A 19220-nucleotide genomic window follows, 5' to 3' on the forward strand; every position below is an offset into this window, starting at 1 on the left:
ACTGTTACGACCGGTGCGGCGACGACAAGGGTCTGCGCGGTGCCCCGACCACCGGTGAACACCGTTGTCCAGCCCCCGCCCACGCACGGGTCGGCTCGTCATGATCGCGGCATGGCGAACTTCCTCCTCATCGCGGCCTCGAGCGACATCGGTCAGGCGACGGCGACACGACTGCAGGGCGCGGGTCACCGCGTCGTGACCACCGCGCGGGACTCCTCGCGGATCGAGCCCGATTTCTTCCTGGATGCGACCGATTTCGACGCCGTCGACCGCGTCGTCGGCGAGGCGGGGGAGCTCGACGGCATCGCGGTGTTCGCGGGTTCCATGTTGCTCAAGCCCGCGCACCTGACCTCTCGCGCGCAGTACGACGACCTCATCGCCGCCTCGCTCACCACGGCGTTCGCTGCGGTGCGCGCCGCGGGCTCGCACATGCGCGACGGCGGTGCGGTCGTGCTCGTGTCGTCGGCGGCCGCCCTCGCAGGTCTTCCGAACCACGACGGGATCGCCGCGGCGAAGGCCGGAGTGATCGGACTGACCCTGTCGGCGGCGGCGAGCTACGCCGCGCACGGACTGCGCGTGAACGCCGTCGCGCCGGGTCTCGTCCAGACCCGGCTGACCGAGAAGCTCACCTCCAGCGACGTGTCGCGCACGGTGTCGGAGGCGATGCACCCGCTGGGGCGGCTCGGCGAGCCCGACGACGTGGCGCGCGCCGTGGAGTTCCTGCTCGCGCCCGAGAACGCCTGGATGACGGGACAGGTGCTCGGCGTCGACGGCGGGCTGGGGAGTCTGCGGCCGCGTCAGAAGGTGTAGCGCGGGGTTCCGCTCGTGCGCCGGCACGGCCCGGGCGGCCCGGTTCCGGTGGGGGAGGTCCCGTGGGCGGAGGGGATCCGGGCGGCGGAGGGGGAATGCGGCGACGTCGGTCCTCCGCTCCCCGAATCTCCTCCCGCGGGCTCGATCCGAGGCGGTAGGCGCGGTGTGGTCGGACCGATCGCTTCCCCCCAGATGCTCGAGATTCGGAGACGCACGAACGCCCCGCCCGGAGAGCCGGGACGGGGCGTTCGCGACACCGCGTCAGGCGCGCGCGGCCTCGGACAGGCGACGCGCCGACGCGAGGGCCTGGTCGAGGTCGGCCTTGAGGTCGTCGATGTTCTCGAGGCCCACCGACAGTCGCACGAGGCCCGGGGTGACCCCCGCGGTCAGCTGCTGCTCGGGGGTGAGCTGCGAGTGCGTGGTCGAGGCCGGGTGGATGACGAGCGAGCGCACGTCGCCGATGTTGGCCAGGTGGCTGAAGAGGCTGAGCGAGTTGACGAACTCGCGGCCCGCCTCGACCCCGCCCTTGAGCTCGAACGACAGGACCGCACCCACGCCCTTGGGGGCGTAGTTGTTCGCGGCGGCGTACCAGGGCGACGTGGGGAGGCCGGAGTAGTTCACCGTGGCGACGTCGGGGTGCGACTCGAGCCACTCCGCGATCTCCTGTGCGTTCTGGACGTGGCGCTCGATGCGCAGGGACAGGGTCTCGATGCCCTGGATGAGCTGCCACGCGCTCTGGGGGGCGATCGAGGCGCCGAGGTCGCGCAGCAGCTGCACGCGCGCCTTGATGATGTACGCGAGACCGTCGCCGACCGCCTGCGTGTAGACGGCGCCGTGGTACGAGGGGTCGGGCGTGGTCAGGCCCGGGAAGCGGTCGGAGTGCTCGGACCAGCTGAACGTTCCGCCGTCGACGATGACGCCGCCGATCGTGGTGCCGTGTCCGCCGAGGAACTTCGTCGCCGAGTGCACGATGATGTCGGCGCCGTGCTCGAAGGGTCGGATCAGGTACGGGGTCGCGATCGTGTTGTCGACGATGAGCGGCACGCCCGCGTCGTGCGCCACGTCGGCGACCGAGCGGATGTCGAGCACGTTGATCTTGGGGTTGCCGATGGTCTCGGCGAAGAACAGCTTGGTGTTCGGGCGGACGGCGGCGCGCCACTCGGCGGGGTCGTCCTGGTTCTCCACGAACGTGGTCTCGATGCCGAGCTTGGCGAGCGTGTACTTGAACAGGTTGTACGTGCCGCCGTAGATCGAGCTGGACGAGACGATGTGGTCGCCGGCCTGCGCGATGTTGAGCACGGCGAACGTTTCGGCCGCCTGGCCGCTGGCGACGAGGAGGGCGCCCGTGCCGCCCTCGAGGCCCGCGACGCGCTGCTCGACGACGTCCTGCGTGGGGTTCTGGATGCGCGTGTAGATGTTGCCGAACTCGGCCAGGGCGAACAGGTTCGCGGCGTGGTCGGCGTTGTCGAACACGTACGAGGTGGTCTGGTAGATCGGGGTGGCACGCGCCTTGGTCACCGGGTCGGGCTGGGCACCCGTGTGGATCTGCTTGGTCTCGAAACGCCAGTTCTCGGGTGCCGACATGACTGCTCCTCAGCTTCGGGAGGCCGGGCGAACGCCCTGGCCTGCTGCGAGCGTAGGGATCGCCCCGGGCAGCGACAAGCGCCCCGGACACGGGCCGTAACACCTCGGCCGTCCCGGTGACGGAAGGGACCGATAGCGTGGATGCCATGACGCGACGCGCAGTGGTGACCGGGGCAAGTTCGGGTATCGGAGAGGCGACGGCGAGGCTCTTGCGCTCGCGCGGGTGGGACGTGGTGGGCGTCGCCCGCCGCGCCGACCGTCTCGAAGCCCTCGAGGCCGAGACGGGTGTCGTCGCGCACGCGGCCGACCTCACCGACGCCGACGGCATCGCGGGTCTTGCGACCTGGCTGGGCGAGACCGGGGGCGTCGACGCCCTCGTGCACGTCGCGGGCGGGGCCCGCGGCAGCGACCGGATCGAAGACGGCGATGCCGAGGATTGGCGCTGGATGTTCGAGGCGAACGTGCTCTCGGGGCAGCGGCTCGTGGCATCCCTTCTCCCGCTCCTGCGCCGGGCCGCGGACGCGAGCGGCCACGCCGACCTGCTCTTCGTCACCTCGACCGCCGCGCAGGTGGCCTATCCGGGCGGCGGTGGGTACAACGCGGCCAAGGCGGGCGAGGCCATGCTCGTGCACGCGCTGCGCCAGGAGCTCAACGGCGAGCCGCTGCGCGTCATCGAGATCGCCCCGGGCATGGTGCGCACGGAGGAGTTCACCCTCAACCGCCTGGGCGGTGATCAGGATGCCGCCGACAAGCTCTACGAGGGGGTCGAGTCGCCGCTCGTCGCGGGCGACGTCGCCGACGTCATCGTCTATGCGCTCGATGCGCCCGGCCACGTCAACCTCGACCTGGTGACCCTGCGCCCCGTCGCGCAGTCGGCGCAGCACCTCCTGGCGCGGGGGCCTCTGACGACACGCTGACGCGATGGCGCGTCCCCCTGACCGGGGGCGCGGCTCAGGCGATCTCTCCGTTCGCGGCGGCCGGACGTGCGCTCGCCTCCGTGTCAGCGAACGCGACCTTCGGCACGAACAGGAGCAGGATCACGGCGAGGAACCCGCCGGCGCTGCAGATGATCCAGACCGTCAGGTACCCGGCGAAGGGGGCGGCCGTGCCGACCACCGCCCCCGCACCGCCCGCGAGGACGACGCCGAAGACGGCGGACGACATCGTGCCGCCCACGGTTTTGGTCGTGTTGGTGAGGGCGGTCGCCACTCCCGTCTGTCCGCGGGGAGCAGCCGCTGCGGCCGCCGCCGGCATCGCCGCGACCAGCGCCCCCGATCCGAGTCCGGCGACGCCGAGGCACAGCAGCACCTGCCAGAGCGTGGTGTGCAGCGGAAGGAACAGCGCGTAACCGACACCGACGAGCCCGGCAGCGCCGATCAGCACGAGGCGCGGACTCGCGCGCCGCGAGGTGACGGCGAAGAGGACGGCGCCCACGATGACCGACACGAGGTACACCCCGATCACGTTCGAGCGGTCTGTGGCATCCAATCCGAGTCCGTACCCGAGCGCGGGGTCCGTTCCGGCATAGGTGGCGAGGGGACCCTGCGCGCCCAGCAGGCTGATGCCCACCAGGAAGGCCGTGGTCTGCACCGGCCACATCTCGGGGCGTCGGAGGACGCGGATGTCGATCGCCGGGTCTCGCTGAGCGAGCTCGTATCGGACGAACATCGCTCCCAGCACGACGCCCGCGAGGAGGAGTCCGACGACGACGACGGGTCCCGGTCCGTCGGGCAACCGCACGAAGGACAGCGCGCCGGTGACGCACAGCAGTGCACCGGCCAGGATCGCGAAGCCGCCCACGTCGAGACGGCGCCGCCCGTCCGGCCGCTCGGACTCCGGGATCCCGAGCCAGATGACGGGGCAGACGACGGTGACCACGATCGCCGGGACGGCGAGCGAGAGGCGCAGGTCGCCTCCGGTGGCGGTGAAGAGGCGTCCGGCTGCGAGAGCGCCGACGATGGCGCCGATCTGTAATCCGACCACCAGGAGGCCGGCCGCCCGCCGCGTCCGTGACACGCCGTGCTGCACTCGACGGCCGCGGTCGAAGATGAGGGCGATCTCGAGGGGGAGCCAGACGACATAGAAGCCCTGCAGCGCCCAGGCGGCGAGGAAGGAGCCGAACGAGTCCGCGAACACGAGCCACCAACTCGCCGCAGCGGTCGCCAGGGCCGAGAACAGCAGGACGCGCTTGTGGCCGAACATGTCGCCGAGCTTGGCGAGCACGGGGAGCACGAGGGCCGAGAGCAGGAGCTGTGCTGCCTCGAACCAGTTGACGTCGGCGTCGCGGATCCCGAGGTGCGTGACGATGTCGGGGAGGAGAGGCACGTAGAACCCCTGCAGGATGCCGCTGGCGAGTTCCACCAGGACGAACCAACCGATGAGGCCCGCGGTCACCCCGAGCGCGGAGGCGCGCACCCGTGCGACCGCGCCGGAGACGCGCGACATGGCGCGAGAGTAACACCGTCGCCGCGCGTGCCGATGGCACCCCCGGACGCGGCAGAGCCCGACCCGCGGAGCCGGGATGTCGTCGCACGGATTCGGCGTGCTACGTTCACTCGTAAACGTGCAAAAAAAGGGGGCAGTCTGGAGGGGTGCGACGTGCGGTCCGCGGCAAGTGAGGGGGTCGGACTGCGAGGGAACATGACGCCGTCCGAGAGGGTGACCCGGTTCGCGCGGCTCGACGATCCGACGGTCGCCCGCCCTGCCGAGCAGCTCGACGATCCTCTCTCGCCGACTCCGACTTTACGTGCTCTCGCCCCCGCGACCTCCCCGAGTGCAGGCCGGGGCGCATCTGCATCCCGCGGGCGACCGGCGCCGGATCGAGCGTGAGCGGTTCTCGCCAGTGTCGCACCGGCACGGGTTTCGTGCGCGCTCGGGCCTGGCCGAAGACCGCGCGCGCGGGTTCCGTAGGGGGAGGCGCCTAGGGCGGGCCTCTGAATCGGCTGGCAATTGTGTTAGTTTCTGCTTGTAAACAAGCAAAAAGCAGGAGCAACCGTGTCGAGCAGCGTCACTGCACCCTCAGAGCCCGCGTCCCCGATGTCGCCGGAGCGACTCGCGCGCGAGAACCTGCCCCTGGCGAAATACCTCGCGGTCGAGAAGGCGCGCAGTGCCCAGCACGTCGACCTCGACGACCTGCTGTCGGCGGCCTATCTGGGCCTGGCGACCGCGTCGATGGAGTACGAGCCCGAACGCGGCATCCCCTTCGGCGCCTACGCGCGCACCAAGATCACCTGGGCCATCCTGAACGAGATGCGCTCCGCCGATCCCGCGGGTGAGCGCAGTCGCGAGAAGATCGAGCGCGTCCGCGTCGCCGACGAGATCGTGCGCGCGCGCACCGGCCGCGCGGCGAGCGTCCCCGAGCTGGCGGCGGAATCGGGACTCGACGCGGACGTCGTGGTGAAGATGCAGGTGCTCGACGAGATGGTCCGCACGGGAACGAGCTTCGAAGTGCAGTTCGAGGGCGATGACTCCCGTCAGCCGGTCGACCTCACCGACAGCGTGATCCTCCCCGAGCACGCCGTCGAGCAGGCCGAGAAGCAGCGCATGCTCGATCGCATCATCGGAGCGCTGCCCGATCAGATGCGTCGCGTCATCCGCGGCGTGTACCTCGACGAACGCATGGTGAAAGACGTCGCGGCCGATCTCGAGGTGAGCCACGCCTATGTGTCCAAGCTCCGCCGTGTCGGCCTGACGCTCATGCGCGAGGCCCTCGACGCGTGGGAGAACGGCACGGTCCCCGACCGATCGACCGCCACGAAGGCCGCCTTCTTCGACGGCGTCTTCGGCCCCGTCGCCGTGCCGTCGGGCCGCGGAGCGAGAGATGCGGTGTCTTCGAGCGTCGACCTGACGGGACTGGCCCTCCCCGCCTGAGCGCAGAAGTTTCCTCGGGCGGGTCGGTTACACCTCAGCGGATCCGTCGCGATGGTGGGGGATGCGGGGCCACGGACGGCGCCGCATCAAACCCCATCCACGGAGGAACAACATGGGTCTTCAGATCGCAACCAACGTCGGTGCCCTCAACGCGTACCGCAACCTGTCGGCGAACCAGAACGACGTGTCGAAGTCGCTCGAGAAGCTCTCGAGCGGTCAGCGCATCAACCGCGCGGCCGACGACGCCGCCGGCCTCGCCATCTCCGAGGGTCTGCGCTCGCAGGTCAACGGCCTGAACGTGGCCGCGCGCAACGCCCAGGACGGCATCTCGGTCATCCAGACCGCGGAAGGCGCCCTGACCCAGGTCCACTCGATCCTGCAGCGCGTGCGCGACCTCGCGGTGCAGGCGGGTAACGACTCCAACAACCCCGCGTCGCGCGACGCGATCAAGACGGAGATCGATACTCTCGGCGAGGAGCTGACACGCGTCGCCGCGAGCACCAACTTCAACGGCATCAAGCTGCTGAACGGCGAGAACGCCTCGCTGACCTTCCAGGTCGGCGCCGGTGCCGTCGCCGCCGAGGACCAGATCTCGGTCACGCTCACGGACTTCAGCACGCTGGGCGCGACCATCGGTGCGCTGACCGTCGACTCGGCGACCAACGCGGCGACGTCCATCGCGGCCATCGACACCCAGATCTCGAACGTGTCGACCGCGCGTGCCGGTATCGGTGCCGCGCAGAACCGCTTCGAGTCGACCATCAACTCGCTGCAGGTCTCGGCCGAGAACCTCTCCGCCGCCAAGAGCCGCATCGTCGACACCGACATGGCGGCCCAGATGGTCAAGTACACGGCCTCGAACATCCTCGCTCAGGCGGGAACCGCGATGCTCGCCCAGGCCAACCAGTCGGGCCAGGGCGTCCTGCAGCTCCTGCGCTGATCCGCAGCACTGACGCGCCGACGACGCCCGGGCGGGGGATTGCTCCCGCTCGGGCGTCGTTCGCCCCGGGTTCGCTTCACCGACGGAAGGCGGAGACACGATGAACATCGACGGCCTGGCATCCGGTATCAAGACCAAAGATGTCATCGACGCGCTCATGAACGTCGCGGCGATCCCCAAGACTCTGGTCAAGAACAAGATCACCGATCACACGACGATCATCACCAACCTCCAGTCGCTCAACACCTCGCTGCAGAGCCTCGACGACAAGGCGAAGACCGCGGCGACCGCCACCTCGCTCGCGCGCTTCTCGGCGGCGAGCTCCTCGGAGACCGTCACCGTCACCGCGGGGGAGAAGGCGCGGGCGTTCTCGACCGCCGTCGTGGTCGACACCCTCGCCGTCGCGCACACCATCGTGACCGCACCCGGAGGGGCGGACGCATTCGCGGGGCCGTTCACCCTGGTCGCCCGAGACGGCACGGTCACCGAGATCGCCCCGGCCGGTGCCGCGCCGAGCGACCTCGTCGCCGCCCTCAACGCCGCCGGTGCGGGCGTCATCGCCACGGTCGTGCCGGGCGGGCGGGGCGCCGACGGTCAGCCTCTCTCGCGCGTGCAGATCTCCGCGACGCAGACGGGCGCGGACGCCTCCTTCGTCCTGCACCGCGGCAGCGCCGCCGACGTCGCCGCGGGAACCGGTACCGACGTGGCGAGCCAGGCGGGTGCGGCGATCGTCGGACGGGGAACGGATGCCGTGATCCGCCTGTTCGCGGGAACGACCGCCGAGCAGACGGTCACCAGCTCCTCCAACACCTTCGTCGGAATCGGCGAGGGCATCGACGTCACGGTGCGCGCCACGTCGACGCAGCCGATCACGATCACCGTCGCTGCCGACGGCAAGGCGCAATCCGACACCGCGGCGGCCTTCGTGAAGGAGATCGCCGCCCTGATGACGCGTATCGACAACGGCTCGAAGGCCACGGTCGCCGCACCGGGCTCGGCGACCACTCTCGGAGTGTTCACCGGCGACAGCACGGTGCGTTCTCTCCGCGGCGCGCTCTCCGGTGCCGTCCAGGACCCGATCGAGGGTGTCTCGCCGTCGACGATCGGCATCAGCGTCGACAAGTACGGCGCGCTGTCGTTCGACCAGGAGAAGTTCGCCGCGGCGATGCAGGCCGATCCGGTCGCCACGCAAGCGACGTTCTCGGCCGTCGCGGAACGCGTGCACGCGACCACCGCGCGCTACTCCGACAAGTACGACGGCCTGCTGACCCAGCGCATCACGGGCCAGCAGAAAGAGGTCACGTCGCTGCAGCAGCAGGTGGAACGCATGGACCTGCGCCTCGACATGCGTCGAGCCACGCTCGAACGCACCTACTCCGCGATGGAAGTGCGGCTGTCGGGGCTGCAGTCGCAGTCGTCGTGGCTCACTTCTCAGCTGGCCGCCCTCACCCCGCCGTCGCAGTAACCGCGAACAGGAGACAGATCGATGCCCGTCACCACCCTCGCCCGCGCCCAGCAGGAATACCTCGAGCAGCAGGTGTCGTCCGCCACCCCCGAGCGGCTCGTCACGATGCTCTACGACCGGCTGCTCGTCGACGTCGAGCGCGCACGCGTCGCGCAGCAGAACGGCGACTGGCCGTCGGCGGGCACCTACCTCACGCACGCGCAGGCGATCATCGCGGAGCTGAGCGGTTCGCTCGACAGCGGCTGGGAGGGCTCGGACGGGTTGCGGGGGCTCTACACCTACATCACGGGCCGCCTCATCGTCGCCAACGTCGGTCGCGACGTGGCGGCTACGGAGGAGTGCGGAACCCTCATCGCGCCGCTCCGCGAGGCCTGGCACGCCGCGGCGGCCGCGCTCACCGTCTCGTGACGCGACGATGACCGACGACACGGCGTGGGCCGCCCTCCTAGACGCCTTCGAGCGCGCCCTCGACGCGGGGGACGAGGTCGATCCCGGGGCGTTCGAGCGACCTGCCGGACCGCCGCCGCAGCACCTCGTCACCCGCGCGCGGGACGTGCTCGAGAGGCAGCTCCGCGCGATCGAGGAGCTCGGCGTCGCCCGTGCCGAGCTCGCGCGCGAGATCGCGGCCCTACGGCGGATCCCGCCCACCCGGGTGAGCGCACCCGTCTACCTCGATGTGCGCGGATAACCGGAACCCCCCGCGCGTGCCGTGATCGCTCCGGGCCGGCATCCGTCTGCGCACCCCCTGCGCGGTTACGTCCGAGCGCCCCTGTCGCGATAGTCGGTACCGAGCACGGATCGCTCAACGACTGGCCACGGATCGGCTCGCCCCACGACCGGAGTGCCGCGTGCTCGAATCCGTCACCTCAACAGCCCTGTCCAGCGCCCTCGACGCGTTGTCGATCCGACAGCGCGCGATCGCCGAGAACATCTCGAACGTCAACACGCCCGGCTATCACGCCAAACGCGTGTCGTTCGAGAAGGAGCTCACGACCGCCGTCGAACGGGGGTCCGGGAGCGTCGAAGCGGTCGTCCAGCGCTCGCTCGAGCCCACGCGGCTCAACGGCAACAACGTCAACCTCGACACCGAGACGATGTCGAACATCGACACGGTGCTGCGCTATCAGTTCGCCGCCCAGGCCCTCAGCGGGCAGGCCTCCTCCATCACCAAGGCGATCGGGCAGGCCTCCGCATGAGTTTCGACGCGATCGGCATCGCGGGAACCGGGTTGTCGGCTCACCGCAAGTGGTTGGACGCCATCAGCGACAACATCGCCAACGTCAACACCGCCACCCCCGCGGGCCAGGACATGTTCCGCGAGAAGTACGTCACGGTGGCCGAGGGGGCCGAGACCCCCGGCGTCTACGTCACGGGTGTGCGCGAGTCGACGGCGGAGGGACGTCTGGTCTACGAGCCGGAGCACCCGTACGCCGACGAGAACGGCTACGTGCAGTACCCCAACGTCGACCTCGGCGATCAGATGAGCATGCTGATCCTCGCTCAGCGCGGCTATCAGGCCAACGCCGCCGTCATCGACCGCGCCAAGACGAGCTACGAAGCGGCCCTGCAGATCGGACGAAGCTGATGAGCATTCCCATCGACCCCGTCGCGGCCGCGGGCGTGACGCCCCTGAATCCCCTGAGCTTCGAGCAGACCACCGCGGCACCCCGGATCGGGGGTGCCGCGAGCGGACAGTCGTTCGCCGGTTCGCTCGCCGCCGCCGTCGAGAACCTGCAGCAGCTGCAGTCGACCTCGAACGGCCTCGCCGTGCAGGCCGTCACCGGAGACCTCGACGACATCCACAAGGCCACGCTCGCCTCGACGCGCGCCGGGGTCACGCTCGACCTGATGGTCGCCGTGCGCGATCGCGGTGTCGCCGCATTCAACGACGTCATGCGGATGCAGGCCTAGCCGTGCCCCGCGTGCTCGCGTCTTCGCTCGAGCGGTTCAAACGGATCGTCGCCGGCTTCAGCGTCGCCCAGCGAACGATCGCCGTGATCGGCGCCGCCCTTGTCGTGATGGGCATCATCGCGCTCGGCAGCTGGCTGGCGAAACCGCAGATGAGCCCGCTGTTCACGGGTTTGAGCCCGAGCGACGCCTCAGCCGTCGTGGAGCAGCTCAAGTCGGCGGGGGTGGGCTATGAGCTCACCGAGGGTGGAGCGACGGTCCTCGTGCCCGATGCGCAGGTCTACCCGCAGCGTCTGGCTGCCGCGGCAGCGGGCCTGCCCACCAACGACACCGGGGGGTACACGCTCCTCGACAAGATGGGCGTGACCGCGAGCGAGTTCCAGCAGTCGGTGACATACAAACGCGCCATCGAGGGCGAGCTGGCGGCGACCATCGGGGCGATGTCGGGGGTCACCGCGGCATCCGTGCAGTTGGCCATCCCCGAGCAGAGCGTCTTCGTGGCCGATAAGCAGCACCCCACGGCATCCGTCTTCGTCAAGACCCAGGGCGGTGCGAGCCTCAGCGACGATCAGATCGCCGCGATCGTGCATCTGACCAGCGCCTCGATCCCCGGGATGACCCCCGAAGACGTCGCGGTGACCGACCAATCGGGGCGGGTGCTCGCGGCGGTGGGGCAGGGGCTCACCGGTTCCGCGAGCACGCAAGCCTCGGAGCACGAGGCCAAGGTCGCCGGGGCGGTGACGAAGATGCTCGAGACCATCGTCGGCCCGGGCAACTCCACCGTCAGCGTCAGTGCCGACGTGGCCACCTCGACCTCCGAACGCATGGACGAGACGTACACCGCCCCCGAGGGCGGCGTGATGACCAACGAGCAGACCCGCACCCAGACCTCCAGCGGCGGTCAGGCGGGGGGAACGGGCGTGCTGGGACCCGACAACATCGCCGTGCCGAACACCGGGGGAGCGGGGTCGTTCGAATCCGAGGAGTCGACGCGCAACAACGCCGTCAACAAAACGACCGAGAAGACGACGACCCCGGCCGGCGACGTCACCCGGCAGACCGTCAGCATCGCCCTCGACCGCGGGTCGGTGCAGGGGGTCACGGCCGAACAGGTGCAGGCGCTGGTCACCAACGCGGCGGGCATCGACACAGCCCGCGGCGACACGGTCACGGTCGAGTTCGTCGACTTCAGCCAGAGCGCGGCTGCCACGGCCGCCGCGGCGCTCGAGGCGGCCGAGGCCGAGAAGGCCGCCCAGGCGCAGTCCGAGCTCGCGCGCGCGGCCATCATCGGCGGTTCGATCGTGCTCGCGGCCCTCATCCTCGTGATCGCTCTGCTGGTTCGTCGGCGCATGAAGCGACGCACGCTCTACACCGAGGACGGACCGATCGAGTACTTCGCGACGATGACCGAGACCGAGGAGCAGAAGCTCAAGACCCTCAAGGGGCTGGCCGAGCCCATCGCGTTGCCCGCGGTGCCGCCAACCAAGGTCATCCCCACCCTGCTCGATATCGAGGAGGAGCCGGAGTCGCCGCAGGTTCTCGTCGAGCAACGTCGGCGCGAGGTGGAGCAGCTCGCCAAGAGCGACCCGCAGAACGCGGCGAAGGTTCTCGCCCACCTCATGGACGAGGCGATGGCATGAGCCTGGTGAACACCCCGACGACGGATGCCGAGCACGCCCCCGCCACCGCTGTGACCGAGGTGCTCGCCGCGCCGGCGGTCACGATGTCGGGTCTGCGCAAGGCCGCGATCGTCATGCTCAACATGGACCGCGAGACCAGCGCCGAGGTGCTGCGTCATCTCGGCGAGGAACGCGCCGAGCTCCTGGCCGGAGAACTCGCTCAGCTCGGCAGCATCGACACCGCCGCCACCGCGGCAGCGCTCGCCGACTTCCGTCGTATCGCCTCGGGCCGTTCGCTCCTGAGCCGCGGCGGAGAGCAGTTCGCGACCGGACTGCTCGAGACGGCGTTCGGGCGCGAGAAGGCCGTGGGCATGGTGGGGCGTGTGATGTCGCAGGGCGTGGTCTCGTTCGACTTCCTCAACGCGGCGGACCCGACCCAGCTGGCCACGATCCTCGACGGCGAGATGCCGACCACCGTCGCCGTCGTGCTCGCGAACCTCCGCGCGGACCGCGCCGCCGCGGTCCTCGCCGCGCTTCAGGATCCGCTGCGCACCGACGTCGCGCAGGCGATCGCCGAGCTCGGGGTCGCCTCGCAGGAGGCGATTACCGTGGTCGCGGAGTCGCTGCGCGCGCGGACAGGGGTGTTCGGCACGCGTGAGGCGCACGAGGCCATCGGTGGTGTGCAGCCGCTGGTCGACATCATCAACCGGTCCGACACCGCCCTCGAGAAAGCGCTGTTGGCCGGTTTGGACGACCGCGACCGGGTGCTCGCCGAAGAGGTCCGCAGCCGGATGCTGACCTTCGCCGACATCTCGCGGCTCGAGGACCGCGACGCCCAGCGCGTGCTGCGGGGGATCGACCTGCGCGTGCTCGCCCTCGCGCTCAAGGGCGCCGACGAGCAGATCGGCGACGTGATCCGCCGCAACATGACCGAGCGCAACCGAGAGAACCTCGACGAGGAGACCCGGGCGCTCGGGCCCGTGCGCATGCGGCAGGTCGACGAGGCTCGTGCCGAGGTCGTGCGTGTCATCCGCGAGCTCGAAGCCGCCGAGGAGATCACGCTCGCACGCGAGGACGACGACGAACTGATCGAGTGATCGCGATGCCGACCGCCCTCCCGGATGCGGTCGGTTACGGCGGGCAGCGCCCGTCGCGATAGTCGGGGAAGAGCACGGATCGCTCGTCGACTTGGCCACGGATCGGCTTCGCCACAACCGCAGGGTGACCACCGTGTCCGATTCCGTCTTCACTCCGCTGGTTCTGCCGCGCGTGGGCGAGGCGCAACCGGACGTTCGGGCTGTCGCCGACAGAGCGCGGGCGCGGGGATACGCCGACGGGTTCGCCGAGGGGCGCCGCGACGCCCGGCTCGAGCTCGAGAGCGAGCGTCTCGCGGCCGAGCGGCGCGTCGCCGCCCGCGACGCCGCAGCCGACGCGGCCCATCGAGCGGCCCTCTCGGCTCTCGGCGAAGCGAGGGCCCGGCTCGACGCCGAGATCGCCGCTCTCGTGGCATCCGACGTGCGACGTCTCGAGGAGCTCGCGATCGAGATGACCGCCGAGATCTTGCGGACGGAGATGTCGGATGCCGCCCGCTCGGCCGCTCACGCGATGCGGCGGGCCGCCGCTCAGACGCCCCGCGCGGCATGGGTGCGGGTGCACCTGAACGAACGCGACCTGCGCACGCTCCACGATGCGGCCGCCGCGGAACTCGCGGAGGGCGTGGAGGTCGTGGCGGACGCCGACGTGGATCCCGGCGGCGCGATCGTCCGGATCGCGCACGGCAGCGTGGACACGCGGATCGGTGCGGCCCTCGAGCGGGCGCGCGCGGAACTCGCTCTGGACGACGACGGCGAGGCCGGCTCGTGAGCGTCGCCACCCGTCGCTGGGAGCGCGCACTGAGGGCGACCGGTCCGCGCCGCTCGGGGGTCGTGAAGGCTGTGGTGGGTCTCGGCGTGGAGGCTCTCGGCATCCCCGCCGCCGTCGGCGACCGCGTGCGCATCGAAGCCGCCGGCGCCGTCGAGATCGAGGCCGAGGTCGTCGCGGTCGACGGCGAGGCCGTGCGCTGCATGCCGATGGGCCCGATGACCGGTGTGCGCGTCGGCGCGGCGGTGCACCACTCCGCTGCGGCGCTGACGGTGCCGACCGGTCGCGGCCTGCTGGGGCGCGTTCTCGATGGTCTCGGTCGCCCGATCGATGGTCTCGGCCCGCTCACCGGCGCCCCCGTCGTCGCCCTGGACAACACCGCGCCCAGCGTCATCGGACGCCAGCGGATCGACCGCCAACTGGGGCTGGGGGTGCGCGCGCTCGACACGATGACCCCCGTCGGCGTGGGCCAGCGGCTCGGACTGTTCGCGGGCTCGGGGGTCGGCAAGTCGTCGCTGATGTCGATGATCGCGCGCGGCTCGACCGCCGACGTCACCGTGATCGCGCTGGTGGGCGAGCGCGGTCGCGAGGTACGGGAGTTCCTCGAGGACGACCTCGGTCCCGAGGGCCTCGCGCGCGCGGTGGTCGTGGTGGCCACCTCGGACCAACCGGCGATGGCGCGCCTGCGGTCGGCGTTCGTCGCGACGCGCATCGCCGAGCAGTTCCGCGACGACGGCCTCGACGTGGTGCTGATGATGGACTCGCTCACGCGTGTGGCGATGGCCCAGCGCGAGATCGGGCTGTCTGCGGGAGAACCGCCCGCGACCCGCGGCTACCCGCCCTCCACCTTCTCGGTGCTGGCGGGTCTGCTCGAGCGCGCGGGCACCGGGCCCACCGGGTCGATCACGGGGTTGTACACCGTGCTCGTCGACGGCGACGATCACAACGAGCCGGTCGCCGACGCCGCGCGCGGGATCCTCGACGGGCACGTGGTGCTCGACCGCGGTCTCGCCGTGCGCGGCCACTTCCCGGCGATCGACGTTCTCGGGTCGGTCTCGCGCGTCGTGTCGAAGGTGACCACGCCCGACCAACGCGAGACGGCGGTGACCCTGCGCCGCGTGCTCGCCGCGCGTCGGCAGGCGAACGACCTCATCGACATCGGCGCGTACAAGGCGGGGGCGAACCCGCTCGTGGATGCCGCCCTCGCCCATCAGGGCGCCATCGACGGGTTCCTCACCCAGCGCATGGACGATCTGACCCCGACCGACGACTCCTGGCGGCGGTTGACCGCCCTGACGACCACCTTCGGAGGACTCTCATGACGTTCCCCCTCTCCGGACTGCTGCGTGTGCGCGGCGTGCAGGAGCGCGCCGCGGCCGAGTCGCTGTCACACGCTCGCGCCGAGGCCGTCGCCGCCGAAACGGCGGTCGAGCACGCGGTATCGAGCCTGAGCGACATCGCCACCGAGATCCGCGACCCCGCGACGCTGCGGGCGATGGCCGCGGCCCGATCCTCGGGGCAGGCGGCGCTGGCCGACCTGCGTGCTCTCGCGCAGTTGCGACAGGATGCCGCGGAGGCCGCGTCTGCCGCCCACGTCGAGGCCCGCCGCGAGCTCAAGGGACTCGAGCGGCTCGAGAGCGCCCATCGCGCGAGCGAGCTCGCGCAGGAACGGCGCGCCGAACAGAGCGTGCTCGACGAGATCGCCGTGGGACGTGCGGCGCGCGACGCGGGGAGCGCCGCGTGAGCATGCTGCTGGCGACCGCGGGATCGATGCCCGCCTCGCCCCGGGGTGCGCGCTCGACGGGCGAAGGAGCGGCGACCACGGCCACGCGCACGATCTTCGCGGACGCACTGGCCCACGCCGCGGTGAGCCGGGATGATGCGGCCGGTCCGGTTCTCCCGGCCGAGCCGGTCACCGCCGCGGCAGACACCCTCGACGCCTCCGCGGACGGCTCCGATGATCGTCCTGCCGAACCGGCGCCGTCGTCGGGGTCGGAGGCCACGGCGTTCGGGGCCGAAGCCGTGACCGGTATGGCGATACCCGCCTCCATGGCGGTCCGGACGGACGTCGTTCCGGCGGTCGGGAGCTCCGCGTCGCACACCGCCGCGACGGAGCCGATCGCGGCAGCCGTTGCGGGGGAGCCGTTCGCGCAGACCCCTCCTGCGGCAGCCGGAGCGCCGGAGACCCGACCCCTCGTCGGAGTGCCCCTCGCCGGGATCGCCTCCGACGGCGCGAGACCCGCGGCCGACGGTCGCGAAGACGCGGCGCTCGTCGCGCTCGCCGCGGGGAACGGCGCCGAGAGATCGTCCGATCCGACGACGTGTGCAGCGGTCACGGCCGACACCCGAGCGAACGCCGCCCTGCCGACATCGGCGCGGCCCGGTGCCGCCGTCGCTTCCCCCCGCGAGACCGCGACGGCGGTACCGCCGTCGACCGCGAGCGTCCTCGAGGCACCTCCCGGGCTCGAGGCTCCGCGGGCCGCGTCGGCATCCACCGCCCCGCCGGTCCGTGCCCTTCCCCCGGCCGCCGCCGCGGGACCGGCGGTCATGCCCGAGGCGGCGCCCCCCGGCGGGGTCGTCGTCACCGGGCTCGCCCTCGCCGCCGCGCCGGAGGACGCGCCGGCTCGACACGAGGCGGCGCCGTCGGTGGCGGCGACCGCCGGGCCGAGCGGCGTCGCGGCGACCCCGCCCCTCTCGACATCCGCTCCCCTCGCACCCGCCCCGGCCGAGACCGCCGCGCCGACCTCGGCCCAGCGGTCGATCGCCGCTCAGGTCGCACCCGCGATCGTGCACATCGCGCAGCGCCCGGCGGGCACCCACCGGATCACGCTGACCATCACCCCCGAAGCGACGGGACCGGTGACCGTGCGCGCCCACATCGGGCCCGGGGGCGAGGTGCGCATCGACCTGGCGGGTGCGACCGAGGCGGGCCGCGACGCCCTGCGCGCCATGGTCGCCGACCTCCGCCGCGACCTGGCCGCCGTCAACCCCCACGCTCATCTCAGCGTGGGGTCTCCCCTCTCCGCCGACGCCGGAACCGGCGACCGCGGCGCCCCCTCCGAGAACGGGTCCGACCCGTCCGACCGCGGGCGCGGCTCCCGACCCGACGACACCGCCCCGTCGGCATCCACCCGCCCTGCCGCCCGTCTCCTGCCCGCGCTCTCGCACGTCGTCCCCGGCGGCGGGCTCGACATTCTCGTCTGAGAGGACCGCCATGCCCGTCACCGCCGTCACCGGCTCACCCGCCCCGATCCCCGCGAACACGACCACCGCGACGACGACCGCCGCCCCGGCGAAGAAGGGGCTCGACAGCGAGGTGTTCATGAAGCTGCTCGTCACCCAGCTGACGAACCAGGACCCGTCCACCCCGATGGACACCAACCAGATGATCTCGCAGACCACGCAGCTGGCGATGATGGAGCAGCTGACGGCGATGAGCCGCACCTCCACCGAGGCTTTCGCCCTCGACATGCGCCAGGCCGCCTCGACGCTCATCGGCCAGCAGGCCGGCTACCTCGACGCGAAGGGCGCCGCCGTCACCGGGATCGTGACGAAGGTGAGCTTCGACGGCCCCATCCCGCAGGTCACCATCGGCGACGCGACCGTCGCGCTCGATGAGATCACCTCCCTCGCCACCGCCCGGACCGGCACGTCCGCCTGACCACCCACACGAAAGAGACCTCCATGCTCCGTTCCCTCTCGTCCGGCATCTCCGGACTCCGTGCGCACCAGACCATGCTCGACACCACGGGCAACAACATCGCCAACGTCAACACCGCGGGCTTCAAGGGGGCCTCGGTGCTCTTCCAGGACACGCTGTCCCAGGCGGTCGGCGGGGCCGCGATCCCGGGCGCCGACGCCGGAGGTCGCAACCCCGCTCAGGTCGGACTCGGCGTGCAGGTCGCCGGAATCCGCACGAACTTCAGCCAGGGCGCCGCGCAGACCACCGGCCGCGGCGGCGACCTGATGATCCAGGGCGACGGGTTCTTCGCGGTGCGCTCGGGCGGAGAGACCCTCTACACGCGCGCCGGTGGCTTCGGCTTCGACGGCGCCGGCAACATGGTCACCGCCGACGGCGCGTTCGTGCAGGGATGGACCGCCCAGAACGGCGTTGTGGCCACCGGCCAGGCCGCGGGCACCATCTCTCTGCCGCAGGGGGCGGTCTCGCCGGCGCGGGCGACGACGGCGGCGACCGTCACGGGCAACCTGCCCTCGTCCGCGGCCGTCGGCGACCAGCTCGTGCGCGATATCGACGTCCACGACGCCCAGGGTGCCGCCAGGACCCTCAGCCTCACCTTCACCCGGACCGCGACGGGCTGGGACGTCACCGAACCCGCGAGCGGTGCGACCGGCACCCTGTCGTTCACCGACGGGCGCCAGACCGCAGGACTCACTCTGAACGCCGGCGGCGTCGCCGTCGACCTCACCGCGGTCACCGGCTTCGCCGACATGAGCACGGTCGCGATCACCTCGCAGGACGGTGCCGCGGCCGGCACCCTGCAGTCGTACTCGATCACGGGGGACGGCTCGATCGTCGGCACCTTCTCGAACGGCCGCACCGAGACCCTGGCGAAGGTCGCGATGGTGACCTTCGCCAATGCCGAAGGACTCGAGAAGGTCGGCGGGACGGCGTATCGCGCGACCGTCAACAGCGGCGGTGCGCAGATCGGCGAGGCCGGGCAAGCCGGCTTCGGCAAGCTCGTCTCGGGCTCGCTCGAGATGAGCAACGTCGATCTCTCGCAGGAGTTCACCAACCTCATCGTCGCCCAGCGCGGGTTCCAGGCGAGCGCACGCATCATCACCACGAGCGACGAGGTGCTGCAGGAGCTCACCAACCTCAAGCGCTGATCCTCCGCCCCTCGACGGCGCGGCCCACCCGAGTTACCCCCGGTGGGCCGCGTCGCGATAGTCGGGGCCGTCCCCTCACCCCTCGACCGGAGATCTCCCGATGATCACGCTCACCCGTCTCGACCACACGCGATTCGCGGTGAACCCCGATCTGATCGAGCGGGTGCACGAGTCGCCCGACACCACGCTGCACATGGTCGACGGTCGCGTCTACAACGTCGAAGAGAGCCTCGACGAACTCATCGACCGCATCGTCGCCTACCGCGCGCGCGTGCTCGCCGCGGCATCCGCCCTCTCGGTCCCGTCGGAGCGCTGA

Annotated in this window: 21 protein-coding genes; 19 read left to right on the forward strand and 2 right to left on the reverse strand. The window is 71.2% G+C overall.

Translation table 11 applies throughout. The features are described from left to right. Positions 1-111: 111 nt before the first annotated feature. Positions 112-810: an SDR family NAD(P)-dependent oxidoreductase gene (locus NE358_RS04465; RefSeq protein WP_289941890.1), complete on the forward strand. Its 699-nt coding sequence runs from the start codon at positions 112-114 to the stop codon at positions 808-810. A 261-nt stretch (positions 811-1071) separates the two neighbouring features. Here NE358_RS04465 and NE358_RS04470 read toward each other — a convergent pair whose 3' ends face one another. Then, the gene (locus NE358_RS04470; protein ID WP_103210083.1) at positions 1072-2394 is read right to left on the reverse strand and encodes a bifunctional o-acetylhomoserine/o-acetylserine sulfhydrylase; all 1323 of its coding nucleotides are present in this window, start codon (positions 2392-2394) and stop codon (positions 1072-1074) included. Between the two features lie 146 nt (positions 2395-2540). On the opposite strand from NE358_RS04470, the gene NE358_RS04475 reads away from it, so the two are divergent. Beyond that, positions 2541-3311, forward strand: a complete 771-nt coding sequence (locus NE358_RS04475; protein ID WP_180993473.1) for an SDR family oxidoreductase — start codon at positions 2541-2543, stop codon at positions 3309-3311. A gap of 34 nt (positions 3312-3345) precedes the next feature. On the opposite strand, the gene NE358_RS04480 is transcribed toward NE358_RS04475, so the two are convergent. Continuing rightward, complete coding sequence (locus NE358_RS04480; protein WP_289941891.1) at positions 3346-4839, reverse strand: MFS transporter; 1494 nt, start codon at positions 4837-4839, stop codon at positions 3346-3348. A gap of 549 nt (positions 4840-5388) precedes the next feature. Here NE358_RS04480 and NE358_RS04485 point away from each other — a divergent pair. The 17 genes from NE358_RS04485 (at position 5389) to NE358_RS04565 (ending at position 19220) form a co-directional block, all read left to right on the forward strand. Continuing rightward, positions 5389-6264, forward strand: coding sequence for a sigma-70 family RNA polymerase sigma factor (locus NE358_RS04485; protein WP_322475446.1), 876 nt, complete (start codon positions 5389-5391; stop codon positions 6262-6264). A gap of 112 nt (positions 6265-6376) precedes the next feature. Continuing rightward, a complete protein-coding gene (locus NE358_RS04490) occupies positions 6377-7204 on the forward strand; it encodes a flagellin N-terminal helical domain-containing protein (protein WP_103210087.1) in 828 nt (275 codons plus the stop codon). 100 nt (positions 7205-7304) lie between these two features. Then, a complete protein-coding gene (gene fliD, locus NE358_RS04495) occupies positions 7305-8669 on the forward strand; it encodes a flagellar filament capping protein FliD (RefSeq protein ID WP_103210089.1) in 1365 nt (454 codons plus the stop codon). Between the two features lie 21 nt (positions 8670-8690). Continuing rightward, positions 8691-9077 carry a flagellar export chaperone FliS gene (fliS, locus tag NE358_RS04500; RefSeq protein ID WP_103210091.1) on the forward strand — a complete coding sequence of 129 codons (387 nt, stop codon included), beginning with the start codon at positions 8691-8693 and terminating at the stop codon, positions 9075-9077. Between the two features lie 7 nt (positions 9078-9084). Next, complete coding sequence (locus NE358_RS04505; protein WP_103210093.1) at positions 9085-9357, forward strand: hypothetical protein; 273 nt, start codon at positions 9085-9087, stop codon at positions 9355-9357. Between the two features lie 160 nt (positions 9358-9517). Continuing rightward, the gene (locus tag NE358_RS04510; protein ID WP_103210095.1) at positions 9518-9865 is read left to right on the forward strand and encodes a flagellar basal body rod protein FlgB; all 348 of its coding nucleotides are present in this window, start codon (positions 9518-9520) and stop codon (positions 9863-9865) included. Further along, positions 9862-10254 carry a flagellar basal body rod protein FlgC gene (gene flgC, locus NE358_RS04515; protein ID WP_103210097.1) on the forward strand — a complete coding sequence of 131 codons (393 nt, stop codon included), beginning with the start codon at positions 9862-9864 and terminating at the stop codon, positions 10252-10254. Before NE358_RS04510 ends, flgC begins: the two co-directional genes overlap by 4 nt. Continuing rightward, positions 10254-10580, forward strand: coding sequence for a flagellar hook-basal body complex protein FliE (gene fliE, locus NE358_RS04520; RefSeq protein ID WP_103210099.1), 327 nt, complete (start codon positions 10254-10256; stop codon positions 10578-10580). The genes flgC and fliE overlap by 1 nt, the downstream gene beginning before the upstream one ends. Positions 10581-10582: 2 nt before the next feature. After that, positions 10583-12217 (forward strand): flagellar basal-body MS-ring/collar protein FliF, encoded by a 1635-nt coding sequence (gene fliF / locus NE358_RS04525; RefSeq protein ID WP_289941898.1) that lies wholly within the window; start codon positions 10583-10585, stop codon positions 12215-12217. Then, complete coding sequence (gene fliG / locus NE358_RS04530) at positions 12214-13293, forward strand: flagellar motor switch protein FliG (RefSeq protein ID WP_246077940.1); 1080 nt, start codon at positions 12214-12216, stop codon at positions 13291-13293. Before fliF ends, fliG begins: the two co-directional genes overlap by 4 nt. A gap of 133 nt (positions 13294-13426) precedes the next feature. After that, positions 13427-14059, forward strand: coding sequence for a FliH/SctL family protein (locus tag NE358_RS04535; protein ID WP_180993476.1), 633 nt, complete (start codon positions 13427-13429; stop codon positions 14057-14059). Then, positions 14056-15378 (forward strand): FliI/YscN family ATPase, encoded by a 1323-nt coding sequence (locus tag NE358_RS04540; RefSeq protein ID WP_103210106.1) that lies wholly within the window; start codon positions 14056-14058, stop codon positions 15376-15378. Before NE358_RS04535 ends, NE358_RS04540 begins: the two co-directional genes overlap by 4 nt. Further along, positions 15375-15800 (forward strand): flagellar FliJ family protein, encoded by a 426-nt coding sequence (locus NE358_RS04545; RefSeq protein ID WP_289941900.1) that lies wholly within the window; start codon positions 15375-15377, stop codon positions 15798-15800. The genes NE358_RS04540 and NE358_RS04545 overlap by 4 nt, the downstream gene beginning before the upstream one ends. Further along, entirely contained in the window at positions 15797-17260 is a 1464-nt protein-coding gene (locus tag NE358_RS04550; protein WP_499318322.1) for a hypothetical protein, read from the forward strand. Before NE358_RS04545 ends, NE358_RS04550 begins: the two co-directional genes overlap by 4 nt. Before the next feature lie 10 nt (positions 17261-17270). After that, entirely contained in the window at positions 17271-17717 is a 447-nt protein-coding gene (locus tag NE358_RS04555; protein ID WP_141375461.1) for a flagellar hook capping FlgD N-terminal domain-containing protein, read from the forward strand. Positions 17718-17740: 23 nt separating this feature from the next. Then, entirely contained in the window at positions 17741-18904 is a 1164-nt protein-coding gene (locus NE358_RS04560) for a flagellar hook protein FlgE (protein ID WP_103210114.1), read from the forward strand. 100 nt (positions 18905-19004) lie between these two features. Then, on the forward strand, positions 19005-19220 hold the full coding sequence (locus tag NE358_RS04565; RefSeq protein WP_141375463.1) for a flagellar FlbD family protein: 216 nt from the start codon (positions 19005-19007) through the stop codon (positions 19218-19220).

The organism is Sphingomonas sp. G5 (assembly GCF_052660795.1).

Excerpts from the sequence above, each read along its gene's own strand:
- NE358_RS04465 (WP_289941890.1), top strand. The coding sequence starts at position 112 with ATGGCGAACTTCCTCCTCATCGCGGCCTCGAGCGACATCGGTCAGGCG.
- NE358_RS04470 (WP_103210083.1), bottom strand. The coding sequence starts at position 2,394 with ATGTCGGCACCCGAGAACTGGCGTTTCGAGACCAAGCAGATCCACACG.
- NE358_RS04475 (WP_180993473.1), top strand. The coding sequence starts at position 2,541 with ATGACGCGACGCGCAGTGGTGACCGGGGCAAGTTCGGGTATCGGAGAG.
- NE358_RS04480 (WP_289941891.1), bottom strand. The coding sequence starts at position 4,839 with ATGTCGCGCGTCTCCGGCGCGGTCGCACGGGTGCGCGCCTCCGCGCTC.
- NE358_RS04490 (WP_103210087.1), top strand. The coding sequence starts at position 6,377 with ATGGGTCTTCAGATCGCAACCAACGTCGGTGCCCTCAACGCGTACCGC.
- fliD (WP_103210089.1), top strand. The coding sequence starts at position 7,305 with ATGAACATCGACGGCCTGGCATCCGGTATCAAGACCAAAGATGTCATC.
- fliS (WP_103210091.1), top strand. The coding sequence starts at position 8,691 with ATGCCCGTCACCACCCTCGCCCGCGCCCAGCAGGAATACCTCGAGCAG.
- NE358_RS04505 (WP_103210093.1), top strand. The coding sequence starts at position 9,085 with ATGACCGACGACACGGCGTGGGCCGCCCTCCTAGACGCCTTCGAGCGC.
- flgC (WP_103210097.1), top strand. The coding sequence starts at position 9,862 with ATGAGTTTCGACGCGATCGGCATCGCGGGAACCGGGTTGTCGGCTCAC.
- fliE (WP_103210099.1), top strand. The coding sequence starts at position 10,254 with ATGAGCATTCCCATCGACCCCGTCGCGGCCGCGGGCGTGACGCCCCTG.
- fliG (WP_246077940.1), top strand. The coding sequence starts at position 12,214 with ATGAGCCTGGTGAACACCCCGACGACGGATGCCGAGCACGCCCCCGCC.
- NE358_RS04545 (WP_289941900.1), top strand. The coding sequence starts at position 15,375 with ATGACGTTCCCCCTCTCCGGACTGCTGCGTGTGCGCGGCGTGCAGGAG.
- NE358_RS04555 (WP_141375461.1), top strand. The coding sequence starts at position 17,271 with ATGCCCGTCACCGCCGTCACCGGCTCACCCGCCCCGATCCCCGCGAAC.
- NE358_RS04560 (WP_103210114.1), top strand. The coding sequence starts at position 17,741 with ATGCTCCGTTCCCTCTCGTCCGGCATCTCCGGACTCCGTGCGCACCAG.
- NE358_RS04565 (WP_141375463.1), top strand. The coding sequence starts at position 19,005 with ATGATCACGCTCACCCGTCTCGACCACACGCGATTCGCGGTGAACCCC.